Origin of the sequence: Granulicatella sp. HMSC30F09 (genome assembly GCF_001806915.1) — a bacterium.
Taxonomy (GTDB): Bacteria; Bacillota; Bacilli; order Lactobacillales; family Aerococcaceae; genus Granulicatella; species Granulicatella adiacens.
Map to the genome: position 1 here is coordinate 57,845 of NZ_KV786433.1, position 24,126 is coordinate 81,970.

Sequence of the window (24,126 nt, forward strand, 5' to 3'; positions counted from 1 at the left end):
TTACTCCTTATCCACATATTTAGCTTTTAATTCTAAATGTTCTTCATACGTTTTCGCAAAATAAATTTCTTTCGTATGAATATCCGCTACAAAGTATAAATAATCCGTTTTTTCAGGTTCTAGTGCGGCAACAATAGAATCCTCACTTGGACTATTATAAGGTCCTGGCCCTACACCGTAATTTTGGTATAAGTTATATGGAGAATCCACTTCTAAATCTTTCAATGATAGTGCTTCTTTATGTTCTCCTAAAGCATATTGAACAGCAACGTCTGTTTGAAGCATCATGCCTTTTTCAAGACGATTATAGAAGACACTAGCAATCTTCTTACGATCCTCGAGTTTAACCCCTTCTTTTTCAATTAAGGAAGCTAAAGCCATAATTTGTTGTAAAGTATAGGGACTAGCTTCAATTTGGGAGTAATATTTTGATAACACTTCATCTGTTTTAGCAACCATTTCAGTGATTAACATTTGAAGTGTTTTATTATCGTTCATATCATAAGTTGCTGGGAAAAGAAATCCTTCTAGAACATATTTCACATTATATGAATTGTATGACTGCGTTAATAATTTAGGATACTTTTGAACTAACAATTCAATAAAACCACTATCCTGAACTTTAGCCATAAAATCTTCAGCTGAGTATTTCGTTGATTTTGCAACTTCTTTAGAAATATCACTCAGTTGCTCTCCTTCTCGAATCACAACCTTCGTTGCATTCAAGTTTTTCTCTTTTCCTTTACCCGAGAGCTCTTCAATAATTTCATCTAAAGTCATACTTTTTGAAACTTGGTAAGCTCCTGCCTTAAATCCTGCGATATTTTTAAACTTTAAATAGAACGTAAAAAATTTTGAATTACGAATAAACTCTTTTTCCTTCAAATGATTTGCAACATCTTTAACAGATTCTCCTTGGTTAATTTCAAATTCAACCAATTCTGTTTGTTCGCTATCTACAGGTTTTACTTCACCGTTAATGTAGTTCCAAGTAAAGATTCCTCCAATTAGAACAATTGCTAGAAGTGCAATCATGAAGTACTTCATAATCTTTTTAATAATAGACGTTTCCTTCTTTCGGATATCTCTTTTAGAATCCGTCTCGGAAATTAAGGAATGCTTTTTATGTTCATTTTGAGACATTGTTTTCCTCCTAAGATAGTCACATAAGGTAACCATAGTTGTAGTTATTATACCCTATTATTATAAAAAAATGAAGAAACTCAATTACAAAAGGGAGTTAGAACGTTCATATAACAATATTTTAAGCTAGTTTATATTCAATAAAAGGCAACAGTATCTATTCATACTGTTACCTTTTGGGGATTTATTCTACTGAATATCTTAGAATTGTTTTTTGCTTTTCTTCGCTCGTTCTGTTTTTATTTGTTAAATATATTTCCCGATGCACATTAGATGTTCTTTTTAATTGTAATTCTGTAGCCAATTTATCCATCTTCTCAAAAGATTGAGGTTCATCATCAAAACTTCCTAAGTGTAAAATTTGAATCGCTTTTTCCTCTTCAAATTCTTTAAAGGCGATTTCTTCATATAAATCATTAGGCTTTTTTTGCTTTACGATTTCCATAGCTTGATAATATATTTCTTCAGTGATGAGTGTGGGTTGTTTAATCATTAAAATATAACTTAAATCATTTTTATCAAATTCAACCCTATCTCCTTTTTGCCATAGACCTTCTAAAGGAAAAACAGTAAAATCATTAATTTCATTATTCAATGCTGCTTTTTTAAACAGCATCTTTATACCATAAGCGACTGAGTATAAAGCGGAAATTCTATTTGAGAAATCTTCTTCATTTGGATTTCCTTGTCCTTTAATCGTAATGAACTTTTGCTTTGGAACATCTACTAAAACAGCTTTGGTTTTTACACCGTATAATTCTTTCTCTTGTTTTCTCCATTCATACTTCATTTTTCTCACGCCTTTCTATTTGATACTCTTATTATACGATTGAATACTTGCCAACCCATGTCATGTTTTATATTTTTCTCCAATTGTTTGAATCAATTGCTTTATTTGTAGGCGTATTTCTTTTGGTTGAAGTACTTCGACATTTGAGCCATAGGAGAATAAGTAACTAACCACTCTTTCATCATTCGGGAGTTCAATAGTTGTCAATAAATCTCCATTCTCATCAACAGTGATCTCGGTAGTTATTTCATCATAAACGCGATATGCCACTCTTTTATCAAATTTAACCTGAAGAGAAATCATATTATCTGGTACTTTTAATTCATTCAACGAAATTTCCTCAAAAGAATCCTCATATCTTTCTTTCAAAGTCTTCAAATTTTTTATTCTGGATAATTTAAATAATCTATAATTATTTCTAGACAAACAAAATGCATATAAATACCAATTAAAGCTTTTAAACCATAATCGAATTGGCTTGACTATTCTTGTAGTTTCTTGTAGATGGCTATAATAGTCGAATGAAATTAAATTTTTATTCAAAATCGCCAGCTTCAAATTTTGAAATAATGCTGTGTCATGTGTAGAATTCCATCCTTGAAAATCAACCTCAATCCAATTGATCATCTCCATATTAAATAAGGCAGACAATTTCATAAGAAGATTTTTGTCAGATAAGTCACTTGTTGCCTCTAATCCTTGTAAGGAATTCATTATTTGTTCCTTTTCTTCTTGAGATAACAAAGATTGATTCAAAATAAACTCTCTAGAAATCTCAATGCCTCCCCCTTTCCCTTGTGTGGCGTAAATAGGGATACCCGCACTACTAAGATTATCAATATCTCGGTAGATTGTTCTAATTGAGACTTCAAAATGGTCCGCTAGCTGTGATGCTGTGACTTTTCTTTTCGATAGAACATAATATAGCAGTCGAAACAATCTATTATTTTTCATACATTATCTTCACCTCTTAATGGATTATACTCTTTTAATGTTGACATCTTCTGTCAGGTTTTATAAATAAAACTATATTCCTCTAAAAAAAATAAAAGACCAAGGTTACCCTTGGTCTTTTGTGATTATAAATCTTCTTCTGCTAAGAATGTGTTTAATACTTCTTCAATCATATCCCATTCAGCTTCTGTTTCGATTGGGTTTAATTGACCTTCAGTACCATCTTCAGCTTCTACATATGAAAATGCTTGTAATTCTACTTCTTCACCTTCAGGAATTCCTGCTGGATAGCATAAAACATATGATTTATTGTAATCTTCTGATTCAAAAGTAAATAATACTTCGTGTAAAATTTCGTTTCCTTCTTCGTCAACGATTGTAATATGTTCGTGACCTTCATGTCCTTCTAAGTGATCATGTTCATGATCGTGTTCGTGATGTGAATGTTCTGTCATTTTCTTTCCTCTTTCTTTTATTGATTTCCATTTAAATCTAAATAGTTTTGTAAAATCATGACTGCTGCGAGCATATCAATGACTTGCTTTCTTTTTTTTCTTGAAACATTTCCTTCTTCTACAAGCATCCTTTCAGCTTGCATCGTAGTAAGGCGCTCATCATGAAAAACAATGGGAATTTGGAGTCTTTTCTCTAGACTTGCTCCATATCTTCGAGAAGCCTCTACTCTTGGCCCTTCCGTATTATTCATGTTCTTTGGTAGACCAATGACGATTTTTTCAACGCCATACTCTTCCACTAACTCGACAACACGTTTAAAGCCAAATTCAGAAGCATTTTCATTTATCGGAATCGTTTCAACTCCTTGAGCAGTCCATCCCATTAAATCACTAACGGCGACGCCCACAGTTTTACTTCCGACATCTAAGCCCATCAATCTCATATTAGGCATCTCTTCCTGTAGAACGAATATAATGTCTAATGAGTTCTTCCAAAATCTCATCTCTTTCGTGACGACGGATTAAATTTCGCGCATCTTTATGTCTAGGAATATACGCTGGATCGCCAGACAATAAATATCCTACAATTTGATTGATTGAACTATATCCTTTTTCATTCAACGCATCATACACGATAGTTAAAGTTTCTTGAACGCTTTTTTCATCCTTTTCATTAAACTTAAATAGGACTGTTTCATCTATTGAACTCATACTGACACCTCATTTCAATATATATGCTTATTTTACAGGATTTTCAGTAAAACTACAATCGATACTTACCGATTCTTAAACTTTTAGAAAGCCTTTCCTTTGCTATCACAATAAAAACCTTCCTTAAAACTCATTCATAAGCTTAAGGAAGGTTTCCAAATTTTGGCCTTATTTAGCTAAATATTCTTTAAGCAATTCGAATGCTTGTGGAATACCTGCAGGGTTCTTACCACCTGCTTGAGCCATATCAGGACGGCCTCCGCCTCCACCTTGAATAGCTGGAGCAATCGCCTTAATGATATCGCCTGCTTTTAATCCTTTTGCATTAGCATCTTTAGATACGGCTACTAAAAGATTGGCTTTAACCGCAGAAGCAGTACCTACTACGAAGATATCACTCGCACCTTTTTGTCTCCAAGTATCTGCTAATTGACGTAATTCATCCATTTCTTTATTTTCTAGAGAAACGGTAATGAATGAAGTTCCGTTCACCTCTTCTACATTGTTGAAGACATCCGCGACTTCAGCTTTCATGATTTTAGCTTTTAGCTTCGCAATTTCGCCATTTGCTTCTTTCAATTCTTGACCTAAAGTAGCCACGCGTTCTACAACAGTATCTAATTGGATTGCTTTGACTTCAGCAGCCACTTGTTTTAATAAGTTTTCGTGATGGCTTAATAAGTCAAAGGCTTCTTTACTTGTAACAGCTTCGATACGACGAACACCGGCACCGATACCAGATTCAGAAACAATCTTGAACAATCCGATTTCTTGAGTGTTTCCAACGTGGATACCACCACAAAGTTCGATTGACCAGTCGCCAATGTTTACCATACGAACTAATTTACCGTATTTTTCACCAAAGAGTGCCATTGCCCCACGGCTTTTCGCATCTTCTAGTGTAGTTTCAATCGTAACCACTTCTAACCCAGCCCAGATTTTCTCATTTACAATACGTTCCATTTCAGCTAATTCTTCAGAAGTAACTTGTCCGAAGTGACTGAAGTCGAAACGTAAACCAGTTGGTGTTACAAGAGAACCAGCTTGGTTTGCGTGAGTTCCTAGAACATCTTTTAATGCTTGGTGTAATAAGTGAGTTGCTGTGTGGTTTTTAATGATTTTCGCACGTTCAGAAGCATCAACCACTAATGTGTAAGTTGCGTTTACTTGTAAGTCGCCTAACACTTCAACTGTGTGTAATGGTTGTCCGTTAGGAGCTTTCTTCACTTGTAAGACATTCGCTACAACGGTACCGTTTGCATCTTGGATTGTACCGTGGTCTGCTAATTGTCCACCCATTTCAGCGTAGAAAGGTGTACGGTCGAATACTAATTGAGCATGAGCATCTTTATGTGCAGATTCAACTAATTCATCATCCACAACAATCGCTTTTAACACGCCTTCTTCAGTTGTTGAAGCATATCCAACGAATTCACTCTCTACAGTGATATCACGTAATACTGCAGATTGTACGTTCATTGATGTTTCTGTATTACGAGCAGCACGCGCACGATCTTTTTGCGCTTGCATTTCTGCTTGGAAGCCTTCTTCATCGACTGTGAACCCATTGTCGCTAGCGTATTCTAATGTTAATTCATATGGGAATCCGTAAGTGTCATATAGTTTGAACGCATTTTCGCCAGAAAGTGTTGTTTCATTAGAAGCTTTCATATCGGCAAAAATAGTTTCTAAGATTGCTAAACCATCGTGAATTGTTTCTTGGAAACGATTTTCTTCGTTTGCAATCACTTTTTGGATGAATTCCATATTTTCAGTAACTTCAGGATAGTAGCTGTGCATAATTTGAGCAACAGTTGGAACTAATTTAGTTAAGAATGAACCTTGAATTCCCAAACGTTGTCCGTGCATTACAGAACGACGGATTAAACGACGGATGATATATCCACGACCTTCGTTTGAAGGAAGCGCGCCATCCCCAATCGCAAAGCTTACTGCACGAATGTGGTCAGCGATTACTTTGAATGAAACATCTAATTCCTTAGAGTCATTGTATTTCTTACCAGCGCTTAAGCTTTCTAATTGCTTAATAATTGGCATAAATAAGTCTGTTTCGAAGTTTGTTGGTGTGTCTTGGATAACAGAAACTACACGTTCAAGACCCATCCCCGTATCGACGTTCTTATGTGGTAATGGTGGATAAGTTCCGTCTGGCATATGGTTGAATTGAGAGAATACTAAGTTCCAAATTTCTAAGTAACGTTCGTTTTCTCCACCAGGATAGTTTTCTGGATCATCTTCTGCTAAGTTATTATATTTTTCTCCACGGTCGTAGAAAATCTCAGTATCCGGACCGCATGGACCTGCACCGATATCCCAGAAGTTATCTTCTACTGGAATGATGTGATCTTCAGGAAGACCAACTTTATCCATCCACAATGCTTTTGTTTCTGGATCTTTTGGATAATAAGTTACGTATAGGCGGTCTGGATCAAGACCTAACCATTTTTCACTTGTTAAGAATTCCCATGCCCATGGAATTACTTCTTCTTTGAAGTAATCTCCAATTGAGAAGTTCCCCATCATTTCGAATAATGTATGGTGACGAGCTGTGTGTCCTACGTTTTCAATATCGTTTGTACGAATACTCTTTTGAGCATTGGTAATACGTGGAACTTCTGGTGTTTCTGTTCCATCGAAGTATTTTTTAAGAGTGGCAACCCCTGAGTTAATCCATAATAATGTTGGATCGTTTACAGGAATTAAGCTCGCACTTGGATGCACCTTATGTCCTTTTTCTTGGAAGAAATCAAGGTACATTTGACGAATTTCGCTACTTGATAATTTTTTCATCTTCATTCTCCTTCATTTTGTAAATAAAAAAACTGCTCCATTGCTGCAAGGGCGTCCTACCGCGGTACCACCTTGCTTACAATGAAACAGCTGTTCATTCATCTCTAATTCCGATAACGCTGGAAGGGCGTTTGTATTTCTACAAAGTTTTCAATCGGGAGCACGATTTTGATGGCTATTTTCACCAGACAAGCCTCTCTAATAGGTAAAATCTCAATCCGACTGCTTACCTTTAGAAGTATACGAAAAGCGTCTAGTTTTGTCAACTATTGCAAGTCTTGTTGCCTTTTTATCAGAATGCGTAAATAGACTTTTGTATACTCATTTGGTTTTGAGTCAATCGTCATCGTAAATGCTTCCCCAAAAAATAGTTTCAATCGTTCAGTGACATTCTTAATTCCAATACCACCAAGCTGTTTTGATGAAGTTTCTTTCCCACTCATTCCGACGCCATTATCGGCAATGCAAATTTCAATCCATTCATCAATCTTTAGAAGTGTAATATCAATTTGCCCTGGTCTATCGATTTCTTTAATTCCATGATAGATTGCATTTTCTACGAGAGGCTGAATAACAATTTTTGGAATCATAATCGGAGGAATTTCTTCTGAAAAATCGATTCGATAATTTAACTTATCGCCATATCTTTCCTTTTGAATAAATAAATATTGTCGTACATGCTCTATTTCTTGTTGTAATGTTACTAATTCATTTCCCGCATTCAGCGAAAGTCTAAAATAATTAGAGAGTGCTTTTGTAATTTCTACTACTTTTTTATGGTCTTGAAATTCAGCCATCCAAATAATAGTCTCCAAAGTATTATATAGAAAATGCGGATTAATTTGACTCGTTAATGCCTTTAATTCATAAACTCTGGTCAGTGCTTCTTGTTCCTTTTCATCCTGCATGAGTTTTTCAATTTTTTCTAACATTTGATTGAAACTAGCAGCCAACACTTGGAATTCCTGCGCACCGTTCTCCTGTGCTCGAATCGTAGTGTCTCCCTCTTCAACTTTCTTCATGACCTGGCCTAATTGTTTTACAGGAAGCAGTTGATAACGCATCAGAGCATAAATTCCAAACATACAAATCATTAAACTAACAATCCCAACAGCACTCACAATCGCAAGCAATTTGAACGACGTCTCTTTAAAACTACTAAACGAGCTTACCCCAACTAAGACCCAATCACCGTTTCCAATGGTACTCTTATGAACAAAGTAATCTTCAGAAACCATCGAATCCATCGGACTATTGGAGATATCTTGAACAGACATTTGTTTTTCTACCGACTCGAACACTTCAGAATCCGGATGATAAATAATTGTGCCATCTTTTTCAATGACAAAAGCATATCCATTTGTTCCTAAAGAAAGTTCTTTAACATACTTTTCTAATTCTTGATAATCTACATCTAAACGAATCACACCAAGATGTTGTCCATCTTCTCCTTTTATTTCCTGACTAATAGAAATAACCACTTGATTACTATTATTCTTCGTCGATTTGATAATAGGCGTGTTTGATTTTAGGATAGCTTCTTTATACCATTCTTGCGCCATCATATCTGTAGATGTTACCATCTCTTCGTCCATGCCAGTCTTTAAAATTCTACCATCCTTTGTCACAAACAGGATGGCTCTAAAGTCTGGATGACTCTTTAAAATAGTATCAAACAACTGATGAATTGTATCCTTGTTGTTTGCATGGTCGTTTTGGGCATAGGTTTGAATTTCTTTTGATTGCGCTAATGCTATTGAGGTTGATTTTAAATTACTAACATATTGCTCAATATATTTTGCACTCGTATCTATCTCATGAATCGTATGCTCTTCCACTTCTCTATGAAACAGTTCACTACTTTGAACCCAATAGAAGCTACCAATGATGACTACAAGTACACATAGCATTAAACTCAGATATCCAAATAAACGTGTTGCTAAAGACTTTTTTCTCATACATTAGCTCCGTTTCTAAATTTTTTTGGAGTAACTCCCACTATTGATTTGAATCGGTAGGAAAAATAATTCATATCTTCAATCCCTACGGCTTCTGCTATCTCATAAATTTTCATATCGGTAGATAATAAAAGTCTTTTCGCCATTTGAATGCGCTGCTCTGTTACATATTCTTGGAAAGACTTACCAAGTTCTTTCTTTATAAGCATACTTAAATAATTCGAACTAAATCCTAATTGTTTTGCCAGTTCTACTAGAGATAATTCCGGATTAGATAATTTCTCTAAAATCAATTTCTCAAAGTGAACAGATTCAGATTGACTGGTATTCTTACTGGCTAATTCTAATAGTCTTCTTTGTTTTTCTTCTTCATTCAATTTTGAGACAACTTTTATAAGCAAGGATTCAATTTCTGTTTTGGTAACAGGCTTTAGAATATAATCATCGACCCCTAATTTAACTGCTGATAGCAAGTAATCCACATAATCATATCCTGTTAAAAAGATAATTCTTAATTGTGGAAATTCAGCTCTTGCTAATTGAGCCAAAGTAATTCCATCCATTTTTGGCATATTAATATCCGTCATCAAAATATCTGGCGCCTGCTCTTGAATCATTGCTATCGCCTGTTCCCCATTTTCGGCCTCTAGAACGCCTGATATCCCCAAACTTTCAAAATCAACAAGAGAAGCAATCCCTTTTCGGATAACCGGTTCATCTTCTACAATCAAGATTGAATACATAAAATCCCCTCCTGTTTCCATTATACTCTTTCATAAAACTTTTTCGAGTGAGTTTTGCATAAAAAATGCTTTAAAAGAGAGAAATTCCCATCATTAACCCCTCTCCTCTAAAGCATCTATTTCTATTTAACAAAGTCTTTCAAATAACCATATCCTTTAGAATCCATTTCATCCAGAGGAATAAACTTAATGGAAGCACTATTAATACAGAATCGTAGTCCGCCTTTATCACTAGGGCCATCTTCAAACACGTGGCCTAAATGAGAATTTGCAATACGACTTCTTACCTCAACTCGTTTCATATTAAAACTATTATCTTCATGATAAGTAACTACTTCTGAAGAGATTGGTTTCGTGAAACTTGGCCATCCACATCCAGAATCAAATTTGTCTCGTGAAGAAAATAGTGGTTCTCCTGTCGCTACATCTACATAGATTCCTTTTTCATGATTATTCCAATATTGATTTGAAAATGCTAATTCTGTACGATTTTCTCTAGTTACAGCATATTGTTCCTTTGTCAATGTTTTCTTTAAAGTCTCCTCATCAGGAAGTGGATACATATTCGCATCAATAACTGGATCATTTGCTTTTTTCACATCAATGTGACAATATCCATTTGGATGTTTCTTTAAGTAATCTTGATGGTAGTCTTCAGCAACTACGAAATGGCGTAGTTTTTCCGTTTCAACTGCTAATTTTTTTCCTAATTGTTCTTCTTTTTCTTTCATGACCTCCTGTATAATCTTACTATCGGCTTCATCTGTATAATAAATTCCTGTACGATATTGGCGGCCTACATCATTTCCTTGTTTATTCACTGAAAAAGGATCAATCACTCTAAAGTAATATAATAATAATTCTCTTAGGGAAACTTTATCCGCATCATAAGTTACATGAATTGTCTCAGCATGGTCTGTACTATGAATAAGTTGATAATTGGTTGTTTCTACATTCCCATTGGCGTAACCACTAACAACATCAATTACCCCATTAATTCTTGAAAAATATTCCTCAAGCCCCCAAAAGCAGCCTCCTGCCAAATAAATTTCTTTCATATTTGTTGCCTCCTTTTTGGTATTGGATTTGTTTTCTTCTTTTTCAATCAGATTCGTGACCTTTTTTGAAATCGATTCTGATTCAGAAGAACTGACTACTGTATTGCCTTTACCAAAATACAAAGCTCCCGCTAATAAAATAATGAAGGCAAAGACTGAAATCATTAGTTTTTTATCCATTCTGCTTTCTCCTCTTCTAGAGTGTTTCTAAAGTCTTCACGATATCTTCATTCGTTACGTGACCTGGTTGAACTCTTACCACTTTCCCATTTGCATCAATAAAAGCTGAAGATGGGTACCCAACGATTCCTAATTTTTTTAAAAACTGGCCATTATTATCTACTAAAACTGGAAGTGTTTTATAGTCCAACCCAGAAAACCATTCTTTAAAGTCGTCTAAATTTTTTTCACGATTCACACCTGGTGCAATAACAGTCAGAACGACTGCATCTTTGGGAGGCATGTCCGCTAATTGATTAATATCAGCAAGTCCAGCTAAACAGATTGGACACCATGAAGCCCAAAACTTCAAATAAACTTTTTTCCCTTTATAATCTGCTAGAGAAACTTCTTTTCCATCTAGAGTTTTAAAAGTATAATCACTCACTTCATCCATCCCCATTGTTCCATTCATTGAATCTTTATTTTCTGTCTTTTGCTCGCTCATCTTTCCCATTTCTTCAGTCGTAGTTTTCATATCCATTTTATCCATACCCATTTGTGAGTTTTGACAAGCAGCTAATAAAAATGTACTAAATACTGCTAACATTAATTTTCTTTTCATTATGATTTCTCCTTTTCATTAGTGAAGTATTTGTGGCAGCTGTGCCCAAATAATAGCTAAGCCCATCAACACAATCACTAAACCACCAAGTTTTTTTAATAACATTAAACGTTTTTTTGCAAGATTGAAGACTTTAAATGCCAAAGTTGATGCAATCGATAGTATTAAGAATGGAATAGATAATCCAAGAATATAGAGACATAATAAAAGTACTCCATAATAAGGACTAGCTTGTTGTGTTGAAATTAATGACAACACTGCACTGAGTACAGGACCTACACAAGGTGTCCAACCAAAACTAAAGCTAAGTCCCAGTAAGTAACTACTCCATAAAGACTTTTGATTCTTCATTTCAAACTGTACAGTCTTTTGCTTTTGTAAAAATAAAAAATGAAAGAATTCCATCTGATGTAAGCCTAAAATAACAATCATAACTCCTAAAGAAATATTGAACCACGAGTTGTATATCAAGCTTCCTAAGATAGTTGCTGCAAATCCGAGAAAGAAAAAGACTGTTGAGATTCCCGTTATAAAAATCAGTGTCCGGATAATTGGTTTCCAATAAATAGAAACTTTTCCAATCTGAATATGTTTACCATCTTGTTCACTCATTAAAACTCCAAAATATACTGGGAATAGCGGTAAAACACAAGGTGAAAAAAACGATAAAAGCCCCGCCAAAAATACGCTACCCATAAAAACAAAATCCATTATACCCCTCCTTCATTTGTACTTTCAGTATACTCCTAACCTCTATAAAGAAATATAGATTTTCAATCCAAAAAACTTGAATATAATACGATATCTTATGTTTAATTGATTGAAAGTAAGCTCTCAATGCATAGAAAAAGCCACGTGAGCTCTCACTCACGTGGCTAGAATATTTACATTAGAAGAATAAGCTGTTATTCTTTTCTGCTTGGTAGTTTTGACGTACTCGGTTACCTGCACCTGGTTCCACAGTTTCTAACGCTGATTCAATAATTTGTAATGATTCATCGTATTTGAATGTATGGTTAAATTGGTCAAGGGCACGACCAATGGCTGTTTCGATTTCAGGATGGGATAAACGGTAACGGTTCGCATGTTGAATCATATACTCCGTTAATTGAGCGTTATCCACAATTTGCTCTGTAAGGATATCTAATTTCTCAACATCCTCTTCAATCACATTATTTGCGGCGTTAATTTCACTCATATCTAACTTCACACGATTCATTTTTTGCCATAATTGCTCAATACGATTGCTTGTTGCAAAGAACAATTCTAAGTATTCTTTTGGAAGACCTGGTAAATGGTACTTCTCAATTGTACGTTTCATATTTCGTAAGTCTAATTCGAAGACATCTAATCCATCACGAATCGCTTTTTCTTGGCTACGTAAGTCAGATAATGTATTCACTAAATCCGTTTGATCTTCATCAATACTATTTAATTTATCAAGGACGAGTTCGTAATGTTCTTTAACAACTGAGTAAGGCACTTGATGATTTTCCATCGCCTTGCTGTAGTATTGAATAGCTTCTTGTTCTTTTTCTAATTGTTCAGCAAATTCTTGAACACGAACAAACTCATTATTCGATAAAATATAATTTTGTGATACACGATCAACCTCGATATTCACATAACGGTTGCTTTGTAATACTTGGTTCAATCGTTTTTCAACTTGCGCTTTGTTACGATATACAAATTCACGTGCTTCAATTTCCGCTTCCATCACATCGTAAAGTTGGTCGATTTCACGAGCCACTTTATCTAATTGTTGACGAGCTTCCTCTAATTCTGTAGCAGCAATATGGTTACGGGCCACTTGAATCGTTTTTTCAATGCTCTCAATTTCATCAGGAATAGAAATTTTTGAGAATTGATAATGTTCTTCAACCATTCTCTTGTAGCCTTGTTTTAGATCTTCCACTTGCTCATTATAGACAGTATCGATTTCTTTTAAGAGTTGAGGAACTTGTTCTACGATGGATTCAAATTCTTTCATCTCTTTCTCAATACGTCCAAGTACTTCCTTAGCTTCTAAGTGATCTCCTTCGTTTGTTAAAGTATTAAACTTCGCGAAGTCTAACTCTAAGTATGCCAAACGTTTTTCTAAAGTCTCTAAGGCTTCTCCAAATGAAAAACTATGTGCTAATAAATCTTTTCTCATTGAAGCATAGCGTTCTTGTAATAAATCTAACTCAGCTCTATTTTGTTTCTCACTATCTAGTAATTTTTGTAATGCTGAATAAATTTTATCAACTTCCGCTTTTGTTTCTTCAATTAAGTTCTCAGCTTGTTGAGTAACTTGTCTACCTTTAAAGAAGTTTAATTTTTGAATATATTGTTCTGCGCTTACTAGAGCAGCTTCAATTTCAGGAAATCTAAAACGTGTGATTGTTTGCCAAGTCGCTTGCCATGTTTCGTATGTTCTCTTTGTTTGACCTGTTAGATTTAGATTCTTCAAAGTATAGAAAGTATCCGCAATTGGCACTGCCATTAACTTATCTTTTTTCTCAGATAATTCCTCAATCACTTTATTTTGTTTTCTTGTTAAATAGATTGCTGTTCCATATACTGCAGCACCTAGTACTACAATCAGCACTAGAAAGATTATAAATCCCATGCTTTAGCCTCCAAAAATGAATAATTTACAGTTTTCACACATAATATCATTAGTAGTATAGCACGTTTTACAAACGAATAGCAAAGAACTTTTAAGAAATCACGGGATTTTTTGTAATTCTAATGCAAAAAGAAAAGGTGGATGAAGATCATCCACCTTTCCCGAAAATTTTACTTAATTAATTCGTAAATCGCTTCTGCATAAATCGCTGTAGATCTGAATAAATCCTCTAAAGCGAAGAATTCATTTGCTTGGTGCATTGTATCGATTGAGTCTGGGAATAGCGCTCCATACGCTACACCACGTTCGAAGATACGTCCGTATGTACCACCACCGATTGATTGTTCATGTGCAGGTAATCCCGTTTGACGGTGATATACCTCTAATAAGGTTGACACTAACTCATCTTCTGGAGATACATAGTGAGGCACTTGTGCTTTACCGTGAGCAACTGTGAAGCCATATCCTGAAGCAACTACTTCTGTCTTAATTTCAAGACCTTCAGCAGTGACCCCTAGTGGATAACGGAAGTTTACTACAGCTACCCCACCTAATTCTGGAGTATAAGTGAAGATTCCGGCATTAGCTGTTAATGGTCCCATCACTTCATGGTTATAAGCCACTTTTAAGTTTTTACCTTCTGTATCTTCATGTAATACTTCAGCGGCAAATGCTAAATATTTCTTCGCATTGCCTTTGAAGTTAAATTGGTTTAAGAATTTCGCTAAGTGTGTTCCGGCGTTGATACCTTTATCCGGAGTTGAACCGTGCGCTGATTTACCAACCACATCAAGAACTACTTTCCCGTCCAAAACTTGAGCAGTTCCTTCAATAGGATTTGCAGCAACATATGCAAAGAAGCGGTCCACCACTTCGTTTTCATTTGGCACAATAATTTCCGCATGCGCATCTTGAGGAACCATGTTTTCACGTAAGCCTGCATCGAAGCTTAGTAATTGGTAATCCCCTTCTGATGCTTCACCTGGAATATCATAGTGTAATGACAGAATTCCTTTTTCCCCGTTAATAATTGGGAATGTTGCATCTGGCGAGAAACCAAAATCTGGCATTTCTTCTGTTTGGAAGTAACGATCCATACATTTCCAACCGGATTCTTCGTCTGTTCCGATAATGAAACGAACACGTCTAGAAACTGGTAATCCTAATTCCTTAATGATTTTTAGCGCGTAATAAGCTGCCATACTTGGTCCTTTATCATCACTTGATCCACGTGCATAAATACGATCATTGATGATTTGTGGTTCAAACGGATCTGTCTCCCATCCTGTCCCCACTGGAACAACGTCCACGTGACCTAAAACTCCAAGAGTTTCTTTAAAGTCAGGATTTGGTGCAAATTCGATATGCCCTGCTAAGTTACCAACTTGTTTTGTTGTGAAACCATCACGTTCACCGATTGCCAAGAAAGCTTCTAGTGCTTCTTTAGGCCCAGGACCTACAGGCGCTTCCTCTGTCGCTTTTAAATCATCACGTACACTGTCAATACGTAATAATGTAAATAAATCTTTTAATAAATCTTCTTTACGAAGTTCTACTTCTTTTTTCCAATCAATTGTCATCCAATCGCTCCAATCTCTATCAAGTAGATTCAATAGTCTTATCTTACCATTTTTACAAAGCGATGAAAAGCGGTTAAACACTTTCTAAAACAAATAAAAGCTTAGGATTTCTCCTAAGCTTTCGTTATTCATTGTTCATTAATGATTGTAGTTCTTCTTCGGTTAATGGTCTGCTCTCTCCTAACGTGAGACGCTCATCTAGATTGAGTGGCCCCATCGTGAGTCGCTCTAAATCTACAACGGTTTTCCCGCAAGCTTTGACCATTCGTTTCACCTGATGGAATTTTCCCTCTTTCAGGTGAATCTGAACAACCGATTCATCCTGCGTCGTTGAAAGAATATCCAAACGTGCAGGCATGCACTCCATCCCATCCGATAACACAATGCCCCTCTCAAAAGCAGCGGCATCTTCAGGAGTCATCACCCCATCAACTCTTGCTTGGTAGATTTTTGTGACGTGTTTCTTCGGAGAAAGAAGACGGTGCGCCAACTCTCCATCATTGGTTAGAAGCAACAAACCATGAGTATCGATATCCAAACGACCTACCGGAAAGACCCCTTTTTTTAAATAGAGCGGATCGATTAAATCCAGAACCGTTTTATGAAGATTATCTTCTGTGGCACTGACGACTCCTTTAGGTTTATTCATCATAATATAAACAAATTCTTCATACTGAATTTTTTCACCATCGAATAAAATCTCATCCGTTTCAGGATTCACTTGAACTTTCCCATTCGTTACGACTTTCCCATTAACGGTAATTTTTTTTGACTTTAATAAAGATTTGACCTCGGAACGAGTTCCAAGGCCACAATCTGCTAAACATTTATCTATTCTCATTATTTCATCCTCAATTTACGACGAATGCCACCAATACGAGCGCCAAGCATTTCATCTGCTAATCGATTCTTCAGCGTAATCAGTCCGTATGTCGCTACTCCGACAAGACCAACTACAGCAACTGCAATTAAAGCACGTACTTTACCACCAATTGGCATGACTTGTTTAATTGCAAATAATGTAATCGCAGAAGTCACAGCCATTGCAAAAGAAGCAAGAAGCACTTGACCAAATTTCTTCAATACGTAATTCAAATCGAATCGAGTCAATCGAAGAACGTGGCGACACATATACAGTGTAGCTACAAAGAACGCAACCGAACTCGCAATTAACGGACCTGCTCCGCCAAGGAAGTACATCATCATTGGTTGCCATAGCAATTTAATAATCACTGTAAATCCTAAAGCTTTAATGGCGATGATATGTTGTTCCATCGATTGTAATATGTATGTGAACGTTACAAATAATCCTAAGAACACACACATGACGCATGAGACAACTAATAAATACGTTCCAGTTGGATCTGGTGAATAGAACACATTATATATTGGTTCCGATACAATCGCCATCCCGACAGAAGCTGGAATCATAATATACGCAAATAATCCAAGATTGTTCGCTATGACACGTTTGACTTCTTCACGGTCATTCACAGAATAATGAGCCGCAAGCAGTGGTAGTGCCGCTGTCGAAATACTCATTGCTAGAGAAATCACGATCATAATAATCTTATTCGCATTAAATCCAAACAAGGTGATGAGTTCTTTACCTTCTTCAAAAGAGTAAGTTGTAAAGATTGGCACGAAACGTTGGAAGGTTTCTTGGTCAATCAAACTGATGATTTGAATACTTGAAGTCACTAATACGAAAGGTAACGCCTCCCGCATTACTTCCAGAATAATCTTCCAGAAACTTAATGGACGTTCAGGACGACCCTCTTCCATTAATTCCATCATGCCTTTATGGTCGCGTAACATCTTATAAGCTAAGTATAAGAACGCAATGACCGCTCCGACAAAGGCCGCAAATGTAGAATGTGCTACAGCGATTACGAATCCGCCGTTTATAACACGCATCACAAAATACGTTAATCCTAACATATACAAGATACGGACTACTTGCTCCCATAATTGAGATTTCGCAGAAGCAGCCATCTCATTATATCCTTGATAGTATCCACGCATTAAGCTAAGCGGTGGAATAATGAGTACCGCTGGCGTTAGCGAACGGATAACCAAAATACTATCCGCAATCTCTTCAGGAGTAGCTCCTTTTGCAAACAGTGGCGCTGCAAAATACATTCCTGCCGCAAATACAAACCCTAAGAACGTCATAAAGAGCATTGTTCCTTTGAACAATCTCCAACTCGTCTTATAGTCTCTTCTTGCATGGTTGTCCGCTACGATTTTAGAAATTGCAACCGGAATTCCAGCTGTTGATATTTGTAATACTAATGCATAAATATTATAGGCGATAAAATATAAGTAGTTCGCATTATCTCGGTCGGCACCCATCCACATTCCCCAAGGAATGATATAGAGCGCTCCAAGTAATCTTGAGACGATATTCCCAATCGTTAACCAAGATGAACTTTCCAAGAGAATTTGTTGCGAATTTTTCTGATTTCGAATTTTATCACTTAGGCCTACATAAGGCTTTCTTTTAAACATATATTGATAAATCCTCTTTCTTAAATTATACCAACCATAAGAGTACATTATTTTAAAGTAAAATGCTAGCATTCTTATGAAACCTTAAGCAGTTACTAAACTTTGCATAAAAAAGAACCGAGCCATTAGCCCGATTCTTTTTATTGATTTGATTAGTCTAATAAACTTGTTTGTCCTTCTTCTTCCACTTCAACAGGAGCTGCCACTCCAATGCCATAGTGAGCACGAACTTTTTGGTTCAAGTCAGCAACGACTTCAGGATGGTCTGCCAAGTATGCTTTTGCATTCTCACGACCTTGACCAATCTTCTCGTCGTTATAAGCGTACCATGCACCACTCTTCTTCACGAAGTCAAGGTCTGCTGCCATGTCGAGTAATTCCCCAAGTTGAGAAATTCCTTCTCCGTACATGATATCCACAACAGCTGTTTTAAATGGTGGAGCCACTTTATTTTTAACAACTTTAATTTTAGTTTGGTTCCCTAAAATTTCCGTACCTTGTTTGATTTGATCTGCACGACGCACTTCTAAACGAACAGTCGCGTAGAATTTCAATGCACGTCCACCAGGCGTTGTTTCAGGATTTCCGAACATAACGCCCACTTTTTCACGAATTTGGTTGATAAAGATCGCGATTGTTTTTGTTTTGTTAATAGAACCTGATAACTTACGTAGTGCTTGAGACATTAAACGAGCTTGAAGCCCTACGTGTGATTGTCCCATGTCGCCATCGATTTCGGCACGCGGAACTAACGCAGCAACTGAGTCAACGATCACAATGTCAACTGCTCCTGATGATACTAACGCATCTGCAATTCCTAATCCTTGTTCCCCTGTATCTGGTTGAGATAATAGTAATTCATCAATGTTTACGCCTAAAGCTTTTGCGTATTCCGGATCTAGAGCATGCTCAGCATCGATAAACGCTGCTACTCCACCACGTTTTTGAACTTCTGCAACCGCATGAAGTGCAACGGTTGTTTTACCTGATGATTCTGGTCCGTATACTTCGATGATACGTCCACGTGGGAACCCACCTACGCCTAATGCGATATCTAATGCAAGAGACCCTGAAGATACTGTTTGGATTTGTGTATCTACTTTTTCTCCTAATTTCATTACGGCACCTTTACCGTAGCTCTTTTCAATTTTCTTTAACGCATCTTCCAATGCTCTTTGACGATTTTCATTTTCTGCCATGTTTTAATTCCTCCACGAATTTTAAGTCAAACTTATTGTACACTATGTTCTATTCCATGCGCAAGCAATATGCGAACATTTGTTCTTATTTTGTTCGAACTTGTTTTAATAAATATTTTCTGAGTAAATTCCATCCATGTTGTACTGCGAATTCACGATTATCGTTACGATTACGTGCAAGGTGTAATTCAAGAACTTCTACGTCTGTCCTGGAAGCTAATGCGACGAAAATCGTTCCGACTTCTTTTCCTTCCATTTCACTTGGCCCTGCAACTCCCGTAAATGAAATGCCTAAATCACTTTGATAATGGAGTCTTGCTTGTTCCGCCATGGCCTTGGCACATTCTGCACTAACCATTCCGTATTGTTCCAGCAAGGTACTATCGATTCCTAGTTGCGTTTCTTTCGCTTCTCTTTGATAAGCGACTGTTCCTCCTTGGAAGTAGGATGAGCTTCCTTCAAAGGCAACGACACTTGCTGCAAACAATCCTCCTGTCAAACTTTCGGCAGAGGCAATCGTGAGTCCAGATTCTTTTAGTAAACCGACCGTCACTTCTTGTAATGTATTGTGGTCCCCGTATCCATAGAAAAATTCTCCTACTTGCGATTGGATAAGTAGTTCCATTCCATCCAGAAGATCTCTGCACTCTTCTTCTGTTTCCCCATTGGCCGTTAAACGAAGCATTACTTCAAATTTACCAGCATATGGTGCAATCGTCGGATTTGTTTGTTCTTCAATTAGATTTTCTAAAATGGTTACTAAGCGTGATTCTCCAATTCCAAAGAATCGTAAATAACGTGATTCGAATAAATCCACTTTGCCCACTTTCTTACGTAAGAAAGGCAACACTTCTTTTTGCATCATCATTTTCAATTCATTTGGTGGTCCAGGTAAGACAATGAATTGTCGTCCATCTTTTTCAAAACCGCACCCTACTGCAAGTCCGTTATGATTTTTAAAAACCGTTCCACCTTCAAAGGCTAATGCCTGTCTACGATTATTTTCACTCATATCCCTATGAGAACGCACATGAAACTCAATCACTTTTTGAAGAGCTTTTTCATCTTCAACTAGTGGCACTTCTAAAAAGCGCGCCAATACTTGCTTAGTTATATCATCTGTTGTTGGCCCAAGTCCGCCAGAGAGAATAATCAACTCACTTCTTGAAGCGGCTAATTCAATTGCTTCAACCATTCTTTCTTCATTATCACCAACCACTTGTTGATAGTAAGTTGGAATCGAATTTTTTGCCAATTCTTGAGCTAAATACGCGCTATTCGTATTTACAATTTGACCCATAAGTAGTTCAGTTCCGACTGCTATAATTTCCGCATTCATTTTTTCGCCTTCCTTACACTCTTTTTCGTAAAAATATAAAGCCCAAAACAATAATGTTTCAGGCTTCATTAGTTATTCTGTTTTAGTAAATGAATCCGCAAATACATGTCGATTCTTTACAAAATAATCCAAACCTGAATAGATTGTAAATACTAAGCAACTATATAATAAGATTTGTCCAATTGGAACTCCAATTGGCTTAAAGAACAAATCATCCGTCAACAGAAAAATAATCGCCAACATTTGAGTAGCAGTTTTCACTTTTCCTGGCCAGGCCGCAGCCATAACTTCTCCATCAGTTACTAGTAATAGTCGTAGACCAGTTACTGCTAATTCACGACAGACAATGATACTAACCACCCATGCAGGAGCTAAACTAAATGAAACAAGCATGATGAAAGCTGTCATCACTAACATTTTATCTGCTAAAGGATCTGCAAACTTCCCAAAGTTTGTTACTAATTTGTATTTGCGAGCTAAATAGCCATCAAGATAATCTGTAAAACTAGCTACCGCGAAAATAATCATTGCCAAGAAGTGTACAAGGTTTATTTGTGAACCTAAAAGATTCATCGTACCGAACGCTTCACTTGGCAAACTCATGAGAACGATAAATACCGGGATCATGAAAATTCTCATTACGGTTAATTTATTTGGTAAATTCACTGAGTTTCTCCTATTGTACTGTAATATAAATTCTATTTGCAGTTGAACCTTCTGGAATTTTTAGTTCAACTCCTCCAACGGTAATCGTTCCTAAAGGTGTATAACCAAAATCCATACGAATGGTAGTTGTTCCTTCTGGAATAGAACCAGAAACTGTTTGCCCAGTACTTGGTACTCCATCAGCGACAACTGTTCCATCTGCAGAGATTTGAGCCCAAAGATCTGTTCTTGCTTGGTTCAACACTTTAACCTCTAGAGGGAATTTACTTACTTGAGCAGTATAGTATAAAGCATTCCCATTCGCGTATGAGTAATTTACACTAGTAACTTCGGGAGCTTTTGTTGTTGTAGTAGCAACCGTGGTTTCTTGTACAGCACTTTGCTGAGTCGTTACTTGTGTGGTAACCTGATTATTTCTTTGACTACGAGTGTTTAAAACCGCTTGTCCAATTGCAAAAATAATCGCTACTATGAACATTCCCAATAAAATTGTAGGGAAATAATTCTTTAAAGTATCTGATATTGAAGACCATTTACTCTTATTCTTATTTAAACGTGTACGATTACTTGTTACTGAAACCGAAGTAGCTGTAGAAGTCGTTGTTTTAACAGTTGCTTGTGGAATTTCTGATGCATGTTCTTCTAATAAAGCTGCTCCGTCTAAACCAACTGTGTCCGCAATCTGTTTAATGAACGCACGTGTATAAAAAGCACCTGGCATCAAGTCAAAGTCATTATCTTCAATTGCAATTAAATAACGTTTTTGAATTTTTGTAATTTGTTGCAAGTCATCAAGAGTGTATCCTTTTAATTGCCTTGCACTTTTTAAAATTTCTCCGATTGTTTGTGTCATCATTTCACCATCTTTTCATTTTCTCATTGAAAAGTATACCATATCTTGAAAATGAAAAAAACAAAAGAAGTTGCTATCTAGCGTTTGGTTTATTTTACAAACTGAATAATTAGTGTATCTTCTTTCGTGTGGCCATTTGGAAGGTATGCCTTTAATATAAATTGATGTGCTTTCTCGTTCCATTCTACCCTCACTGTGCCATTAGAAAATTGAATATTATCCGGAAAAGTCATTTCATCCCCTTTAAAAGAAAGCCTTTGACGCACTTTTTGACTCGCCATCTCGAGCAATAAATCCATTCGATACCCATCTTCTAGAAGGCGATATTCAAGAGTGTTATGGGCATGAATTTTTAATAGAGCAATGATGAGGAAACTAGCAATAGCAAGGAGTGCTAAAAACTGAAAAAGTAATGTTCCTTTTCTTTTAGGGTTTATCATTTTTCTTTTCCTTTACCTCTTTCACTTTGATGTAAATAACACGATTCTTTGGTGCAAAATTTAATCGAAAAGTATTCCCTTGATTTAAAGTTAGTAACATCAGTAATCTGCTACCATTTCTTTGAATGGATAAGGAGCGAATGCCGTAGAGAAATGGTTGGTGTCCTCCACTTCCTCCTGATCCTTTATAAATCTTCCCTCCGTCCCTCCAACTAGAAACTAATGTAATCACCTCTGTTTTCTCAGATGTCATGTTTTCAAAATATGCAATATAAGGATTGTAGCCGTTAAATGACTTCAGTCTATATCCAGCATAATTATAATTCATCTGTTGTACTGCTACATGCCATTTAATATCATCAGGAACATTGAGTCGATCTTTGATTTTTAAAAACGCTGTGCAAAGTCCCATAAATGCCACTAAACTAATAGAGATAATGACAAGAGCCAAGAGGTGTTCAATGAGAAGAAATCCGGACCTTTTTCTCGGTAATTGCATTGATGTGGAACACCTCCTTATGTTCTCCACAAGATACTGTTACTATTGTTGGCGAGCCTGTTGAATTTAGCTTTTCTAGTGTAACTTTTTTCATCTTTTGGAACTCTTCATTTGGCAATTTATCAATAGTTGTAGGATAAGTAGCGCTAGCTTGTAAATCCATTAGCTGTGTCGATGCTGCATCCAAAAAGCATCCTTTTAGTTGTTGCCGGCGGTACAGTTGCCCTACCGTAAAACTAATTAAGGAGACAATAACCGATAAAACCATCAGCCCTATTAACGCTTCAAGCAATACATATCCTCTACTTGTCGGTAATTTCAACATGATACTTAGCCTCCCCTAATTGAAAAACATAAGTGTATCTGCGATTCTGTCCATCAAAAGTCACGGATGAAAACTGACTTACATTCCCACTATAAGGTTTGAAACTATACGTTTGAATTGAATAACTCTTCATTGTATCTGGAAAATGAATCTTCTTATCCAGTTCTCTTGCTCCATGACAATTTAATTCCACTAGGCCGCCTAAAACTGTCACAAATGAACCTTTGCCCGTTGAAATAGCTGTAATCTGTGCTGTATCCATTACTTGCTCAAACTCTCTAAGAAATACTTCTTCCTTCCAATTTACATAGGAACGACTAATCAAAGGTGGTGTCAGTATCATTAAGAAACAAGCAATCGCCAGCGATATTAAGCATTCAACGAGTGTAAATGCTCTTAGTTTCATTTTTTCTTATCAGCTGGAACATTATTATAGGCTTTTAGCTGATTATCATCGATAAAACCTTCTTCTTTTAATTTCTGAACATCTGGAACTTCCTTTGTGTTTTTTTCAAACATATACGCTTCTTGTTGCGTCTTAATGACTTTTACAATCGCATCATCTGCTTTGTTTTGAGCAGTTTCCCTTTGTTTAGCAATATTCGGAATAATCAGTAGCATCATCAAGCCAATAATAAAAAGACACACGAGCAATTCGATTAATGTGAAACCTTTTTTCTTTGTTTTCATTTTCAT

General features: G+C 36.3%; 25 protein-coding genes. All 25 read right to left on the bottom strand.

The annotated features are described in order from the left end of the window. The 25 genes from mltG to comGC all read right to left on the bottom strand — a co-directional run bounded on the left by mltG (position 1) and on the right by comGC (position 24,126). Positions 1–1,143 carry an endolytic transglycosylase MltG gene (gene mltG, locus HMPREF3103_RS07460; protein ID WP_049554700.1) on the bottom strand — a complete coding sequence of 381 codons (1,143 nt, stop codon included), beginning with the start codon at positions 1,141–1,143 and terminating at the stop codon, positions 1–3. 184 nt (positions 1,144–1,327) lie between these two features. After that, entirely contained in the window at positions 1,328–1,933 is a 606-nt protein-coding gene (locus HMPREF3103_RS07465) for a GyrI-like domain-containing protein (protein WP_070438828.1), read from the bottom strand. 60 nt (positions 1,934–1,993) lie between these two features. Further along, a complete protein-coding gene (locus HMPREF3103_RS07470; protein WP_070438831.1) occupies positions 1,994–2,887 on the bottom strand; it encodes a helix-turn-helix transcriptional regulator in 894 nt (297 codons plus the stop codon). 125 nt (positions 2,888–3,012) lie between these two features. Further along, entirely contained in the window at positions 3,013–3,342 is a 330-nt protein-coding gene (locus tag HMPREF3103_RS07475) for a DUF1292 domain-containing protein (RefSeq protein WP_005605104.1), read from the bottom strand. Between the two features lie 17 nt (positions 3,343–3,359). Then, the gene (ruvX, locus tag HMPREF3103_RS07480; protein ID WP_049554702.1) at positions 3,360–3,785 is read right to left on the bottom strand and encodes a Holliday junction resolvase RuvX; all 426 of its coding nucleotides are present in this window, start codon (positions 3,783–3,785) and stop codon (positions 3,360–3,362) included. Position 3,786: 1 nt separating this feature from the next. Continuing rightward, on the bottom strand, positions 3,787–4,053 hold the full coding sequence (locus HMPREF3103_RS07485) for an IreB family regulatory phosphoprotein (protein WP_005605102.1): 267 nt from the start codon (positions 4,051–4,053) through the stop codon (positions 3,787–3,789). A 168-nt stretch (positions 4,054–4,221) separates the two neighbouring features. Continuing rightward, the gene (alaS, locus tag HMPREF3103_RS07490; RefSeq protein WP_070438832.1) at positions 4,222–6,864 is read right to left on the bottom strand and encodes an alanine--tRNA ligase; all 2,643 of its coding nucleotides are present in this window, start codon (positions 6,862–6,864) and stop codon (positions 4,222–4,224) included. A gap of 266 nt (positions 6,865–7,130) precedes the next feature. Beyond that, a complete protein-coding gene (locus HMPREF3103_RS07495) occupies positions 7,131–8,822 on the bottom strand; it encodes a cache domain-containing sensor histidine kinase (protein ID WP_070438834.1) in 1,692 nt (563 codons plus the stop codon). Continuing rightward, a complete protein-coding gene (locus HMPREF3103_RS07500; RefSeq protein ID WP_049554705.1) occupies positions 8,819–9,565 on the bottom strand; it encodes a response regulator transcription factor in 747 nt (248 codons plus the stop codon). The genes HMPREF3103_RS07495 and HMPREF3103_RS07500 overlap by 4 nt, the downstream gene beginning before the upstream one ends. Before the next feature lie 122 nt (positions 9,566–9,687). Further along, complete coding sequence (gene msrB, locus HMPREF3103_RS07505; RefSeq protein WP_070438839.1) at positions 9,688–10,803, bottom strand: peptide-methionine (R)-S-oxide reductase MsrB; 1,116 nt, start codon at positions 10,801–10,803, stop codon at positions 9,688–9,690. 16 nt (positions 10,804–10,819) lie between these two features. Beyond that, positions 10,820–11,407 carry a redoxin family protein gene (locus HMPREF3103_RS07510; RefSeq protein WP_070438842.1) on the bottom strand — a complete coding sequence of 196 codons (588 nt, stop codon included), beginning with the start codon at positions 11,405–11,407 and terminating at the stop codon, positions 10,820–10,822. Positions 11,408–11,425: 18 nt separating this feature from the next. Next, entirely contained in the window at positions 11,426–12,118 is a 693-nt protein-coding gene (locus tag HMPREF3103_RS07515) for a cytochrome c biogenesis CcdA family protein (RefSeq protein ID WP_070438845.1), read from the bottom strand. 178 nt (positions 12,119–12,296) lie between these two features. After that, positions 12,297–14,018, bottom strand: a complete 1,722-nt coding sequence (locus tag HMPREF3103_RS07520; protein WP_070438848.1) for a septation ring formation regulator EzrA — start codon at positions 14,016–14,018, stop codon at positions 12,297–12,299. A gap of 170 nt (positions 14,019–14,188) precedes the next feature. Then, positions 14,189–15,598, bottom strand: coding sequence for a dipeptidase PepV (gene pepV, locus HMPREF3103_RS07525; RefSeq protein ID WP_049554710.1), 1,410 nt, complete (start codon positions 15,596–15,598; stop codon positions 14,189–14,191). Positions 15,599–15,722: 124 nt separating this feature from the next. Further along, entirely contained in the window at positions 15,723–16,439 is a 717-nt protein-coding gene (locus HMPREF3103_RS07530) for a pseudouridine synthase (protein WP_070438851.1), read from the bottom strand. Then, positions 16,439–18,109, bottom strand: a complete 1,671-nt coding sequence (locus HMPREF3103_RS07535) for a putative polysaccharide biosynthesis protein (RefSeq protein WP_070438857.1) — start codon at positions 18,107–18,109, stop codon at positions 16,439–16,441. The genes HMPREF3103_RS07530 and HMPREF3103_RS07535 overlap by 1 nt, the downstream gene beginning before the upstream one ends. Before the next feature lie 152 nt (positions 18,110–18,261). Next, positions 18,262–19,308: a recombinase RecA gene (gene recA / locus HMPREF3103_RS07540; protein ID WP_048712013.1), complete on the bottom strand. Its 1,047-nt coding sequence runs from the start codon at positions 19,306–19,308 to the stop codon at positions 18,262–18,264. An 85-nt stretch (positions 19,309–19,393) separates the two neighbouring features. Continuing rightward, positions 19,394–20,647: a competence/damage-inducible protein A gene (locus HMPREF3103_RS07545; protein ID WP_070438860.1), complete on the bottom strand. Its 1,254-nt coding sequence runs from the start codon at positions 20,645–20,647 to the stop codon at positions 19,394–19,396. A 72-nt stretch (positions 20,648–20,719) separates the two neighbouring features. Beyond that, entirely contained in the window at positions 20,720–21,313 is a 594-nt protein-coding gene (pgsA, locus tag HMPREF3103_RS07550) for a CDP-diacylglycerol--glycerol-3-phosphate 3-phosphatidyltransferase (protein ID WP_070438864.1), read from the bottom strand. A gap of 10 nt (positions 21,314–21,323) precedes the next feature. Then, positions 21,324–22,169 (bottom strand): helix-turn-helix domain-containing protein, encoded by an 846-nt coding sequence (locus HMPREF3103_RS07555; protein WP_246826965.1) that lies wholly within the window; start codon positions 22,167–22,169, stop codon positions 21,324–21,326. 86 nt (positions 22,170–22,255) lie between these two features. Continuing rightward, entirely contained in the window at positions 22,256–22,606 is a 351-nt protein-coding gene (locus tag HMPREF3103_RS07560) for a hypothetical protein (protein ID WP_005605086.1), read from the bottom strand. Then, positions 22,593–23,105 carry a type II secretion system protein gene (locus HMPREF3103_RS07565; protein ID WP_070438870.1) on the bottom strand — a complete coding sequence of 171 codons (513 nt, stop codon included), beginning with the start codon at positions 23,103–23,105 and terminating at the stop codon, positions 22,593–22,595. The genes HMPREF3103_RS07560 and HMPREF3103_RS07565 overlap by 14 nt, the downstream gene beginning before the upstream one ends. Further along, positions 23,065–23,430, bottom strand: a complete 366-nt coding sequence (locus tag HMPREF3103_RS07570; RefSeq protein WP_070438873.1) for a hypothetical protein — start codon at positions 23,428–23,430, stop codon at positions 23,065–23,067. Before HMPREF3103_RS07570 ends, HMPREF3103_RS07565 begins: the two co-directional genes overlap by 41 nt. Then, positions 23,408–23,836: a competence type IV pilus minor pilin ComGD gene (gene comGD / locus HMPREF3103_RS07575; RefSeq protein WP_070438876.1), complete on the bottom strand. Its 429-nt coding sequence runs from the start codon at positions 23,834–23,836 to the stop codon at positions 23,408–23,410. The genes HMPREF3103_RS07570 and comGD overlap by 23 nt, the downstream gene beginning before the upstream one ends. Continuing rightward, the gene (gene comGC, locus HMPREF3103_RS07580) at positions 23,833–24,126 is read right to left on the bottom strand and encodes a competence type IV pilus major pilin ComGC (protein WP_070438879.1); all 294 of its coding nucleotides are present in this window, start codon (positions 24,124–24,126) and stop codon (positions 23,833–23,835) included. The genes comGD and comGC overlap by 4 nt, the downstream gene beginning before the upstream one ends.

Coding starts and splice junctions, on each gene's coding strand:
- mltG (WP_049554700.1), bottom strand. CDS start 1,143: ATGTCTCAAAATGAACATAAAAAGCATTCCTTAATTTCCGAGACGGAT.
- HMPREF3103_RS07500 (WP_049554705.1), bottom strand. CDS start 9,565: ATGTATTCAATCTTGATTGTAGAAGATGAACCGGTTATCCGAAAAGGG.
- HMPREF3103_RS07470 (WP_070438831.1), bottom strand. CDS start 2,887: ATGAAAAATAATAGATTGTTTCGACTGCTATATTATGTTCTATCGAAA.
- ruvX (WP_049554702.1), bottom strand. CDS start 3,785: ATGAGATTGATGGGCTTAGATGTCGGAAGTAAAACTGTGGGCGTCGCC.
- HMPREF3103_RS07565 (WP_070438870.1), bottom strand. CDS start 23,105: ATGCAATTACCGAGAAAAAGGTCCGGATTTCTTCTCATTGAACACCTC.
- HMPREF3103_RS07515 (WP_070438845.1), bottom strand. CDS start 12,118: ATGGATTTTGTTTTTATGGGTAGCGTATTTTTGGCGGGGCTTTTATCG.
- msrB (WP_070438839.1), bottom strand. CDS start 10,803: ATGGATAAAAAACTAATGATTTCAGTCTTTGCCTTCATTATTTTATTA.
- HMPREF3103_RS07510 (WP_070438842.1), bottom strand. CDS start 11,407: ATGAAAAGAAAATTAATGTTAGCAGTATTTAGTACATTTTTATTAGCT.
- HMPREF3103_RS07570 (WP_070438873.1), bottom strand. CDS start 23,430: ATGTTGAAATTACCGACAAGTAGAGGATATGTATTGCTTGAAGCGTTA.
- HMPREF3103_RS07485 (WP_005605102.1), bottom strand. CDS start 4,053: ATGAGTTCAATAGATGAAACAGTCCTATTTAAGTTTAATGAAAAGGAT.
- HMPREF3103_RS07475 (WP_005605104.1), bottom strand. CDS start 3,342: ATGACAGAACATTCACATCACGAACACGATCATGAACATGATCACTTA.
- HMPREF3103_RS07560 (WP_005605086.1), bottom strand. CDS start 22,606: ATGATAAACCCTAAAAGAAAAGGAACATTACTTTTTCAGTTTTTAGCA.
- HMPREF3103_RS07495 (WP_070438834.1), bottom strand. CDS start 8,822: ATGAGAAAAAAGTCTTTAGCAACACGTTTATTTGGATATCTGAGTTTA.
- HMPREF3103_RS07520 (WP_070438848.1), bottom strand. CDS start 14,018: ATGGGATTTATAATCTTTCTAGTGCTGATTGTAGTACTAGGTGCTGCA.
- HMPREF3103_RS07555 (WP_246826965.1), bottom strand. CDS start 22,169: ATGATGACACAAACAATCGGAGAAATTTTAAAAAGTGCAAGGCAATTA.
- HMPREF3103_RS07465 (WP_070438828.1), bottom strand. CDS start 1,933: ATGAAGTATGAATGGAGAAAACAAGAGAAAGAATTATACGGTGTAAAA.
- HMPREF3103_RS07530 (WP_070438851.1), bottom strand. CDS start 16,439: ATGAGAATAGATAAATGTTTAGCAGATTGTGGCCTTGGAACTCGTTCC.
- recA (WP_048712013.1), bottom strand. CDS start 19,308: ATGGCAGAAAATGAAAATCGTCAAAGAGCATTGGAAGATGCGTTAAAG.
- HMPREF3103_RS07535 (WP_070438857.1), bottom strand. CDS start 18,109: ATGTTTAAAAGAAAGCCTTATGTAGGCCTAAGTGATAAAATTCGAAAT.
- comGC (WP_070438879.1), bottom strand. CDS start 24,126: ATGAAAATGAAAACAAAGAAAAAAGGTTTCACATTAATCGAATTGCTC.
- HMPREF3103_RS07545 (WP_070438860.1), bottom strand. CDS start 20,647: ATGAATGCGGAAATTATAGCAGTCGGAACTGAACTACTTATGGGTCAA.
- comGD (WP_070438876.1), bottom strand. CDS start 23,836: ATGAAACTAAGAGCATTTACACTCGTTGAATGCTTAATATCGCTGGCG.
- alaS (WP_070438832.1), bottom strand. CDS start 6,864: ATGAAAAAATTATCAAGTAGCGAAATTCGTCAAATGTACCTTGATTTC.
- pepV (WP_049554710.1), bottom strand. CDS start 15,598: ATGACAATTGATTGGAAAAAAGAAGTAGAACTTCGTAAAGAAGATTTA.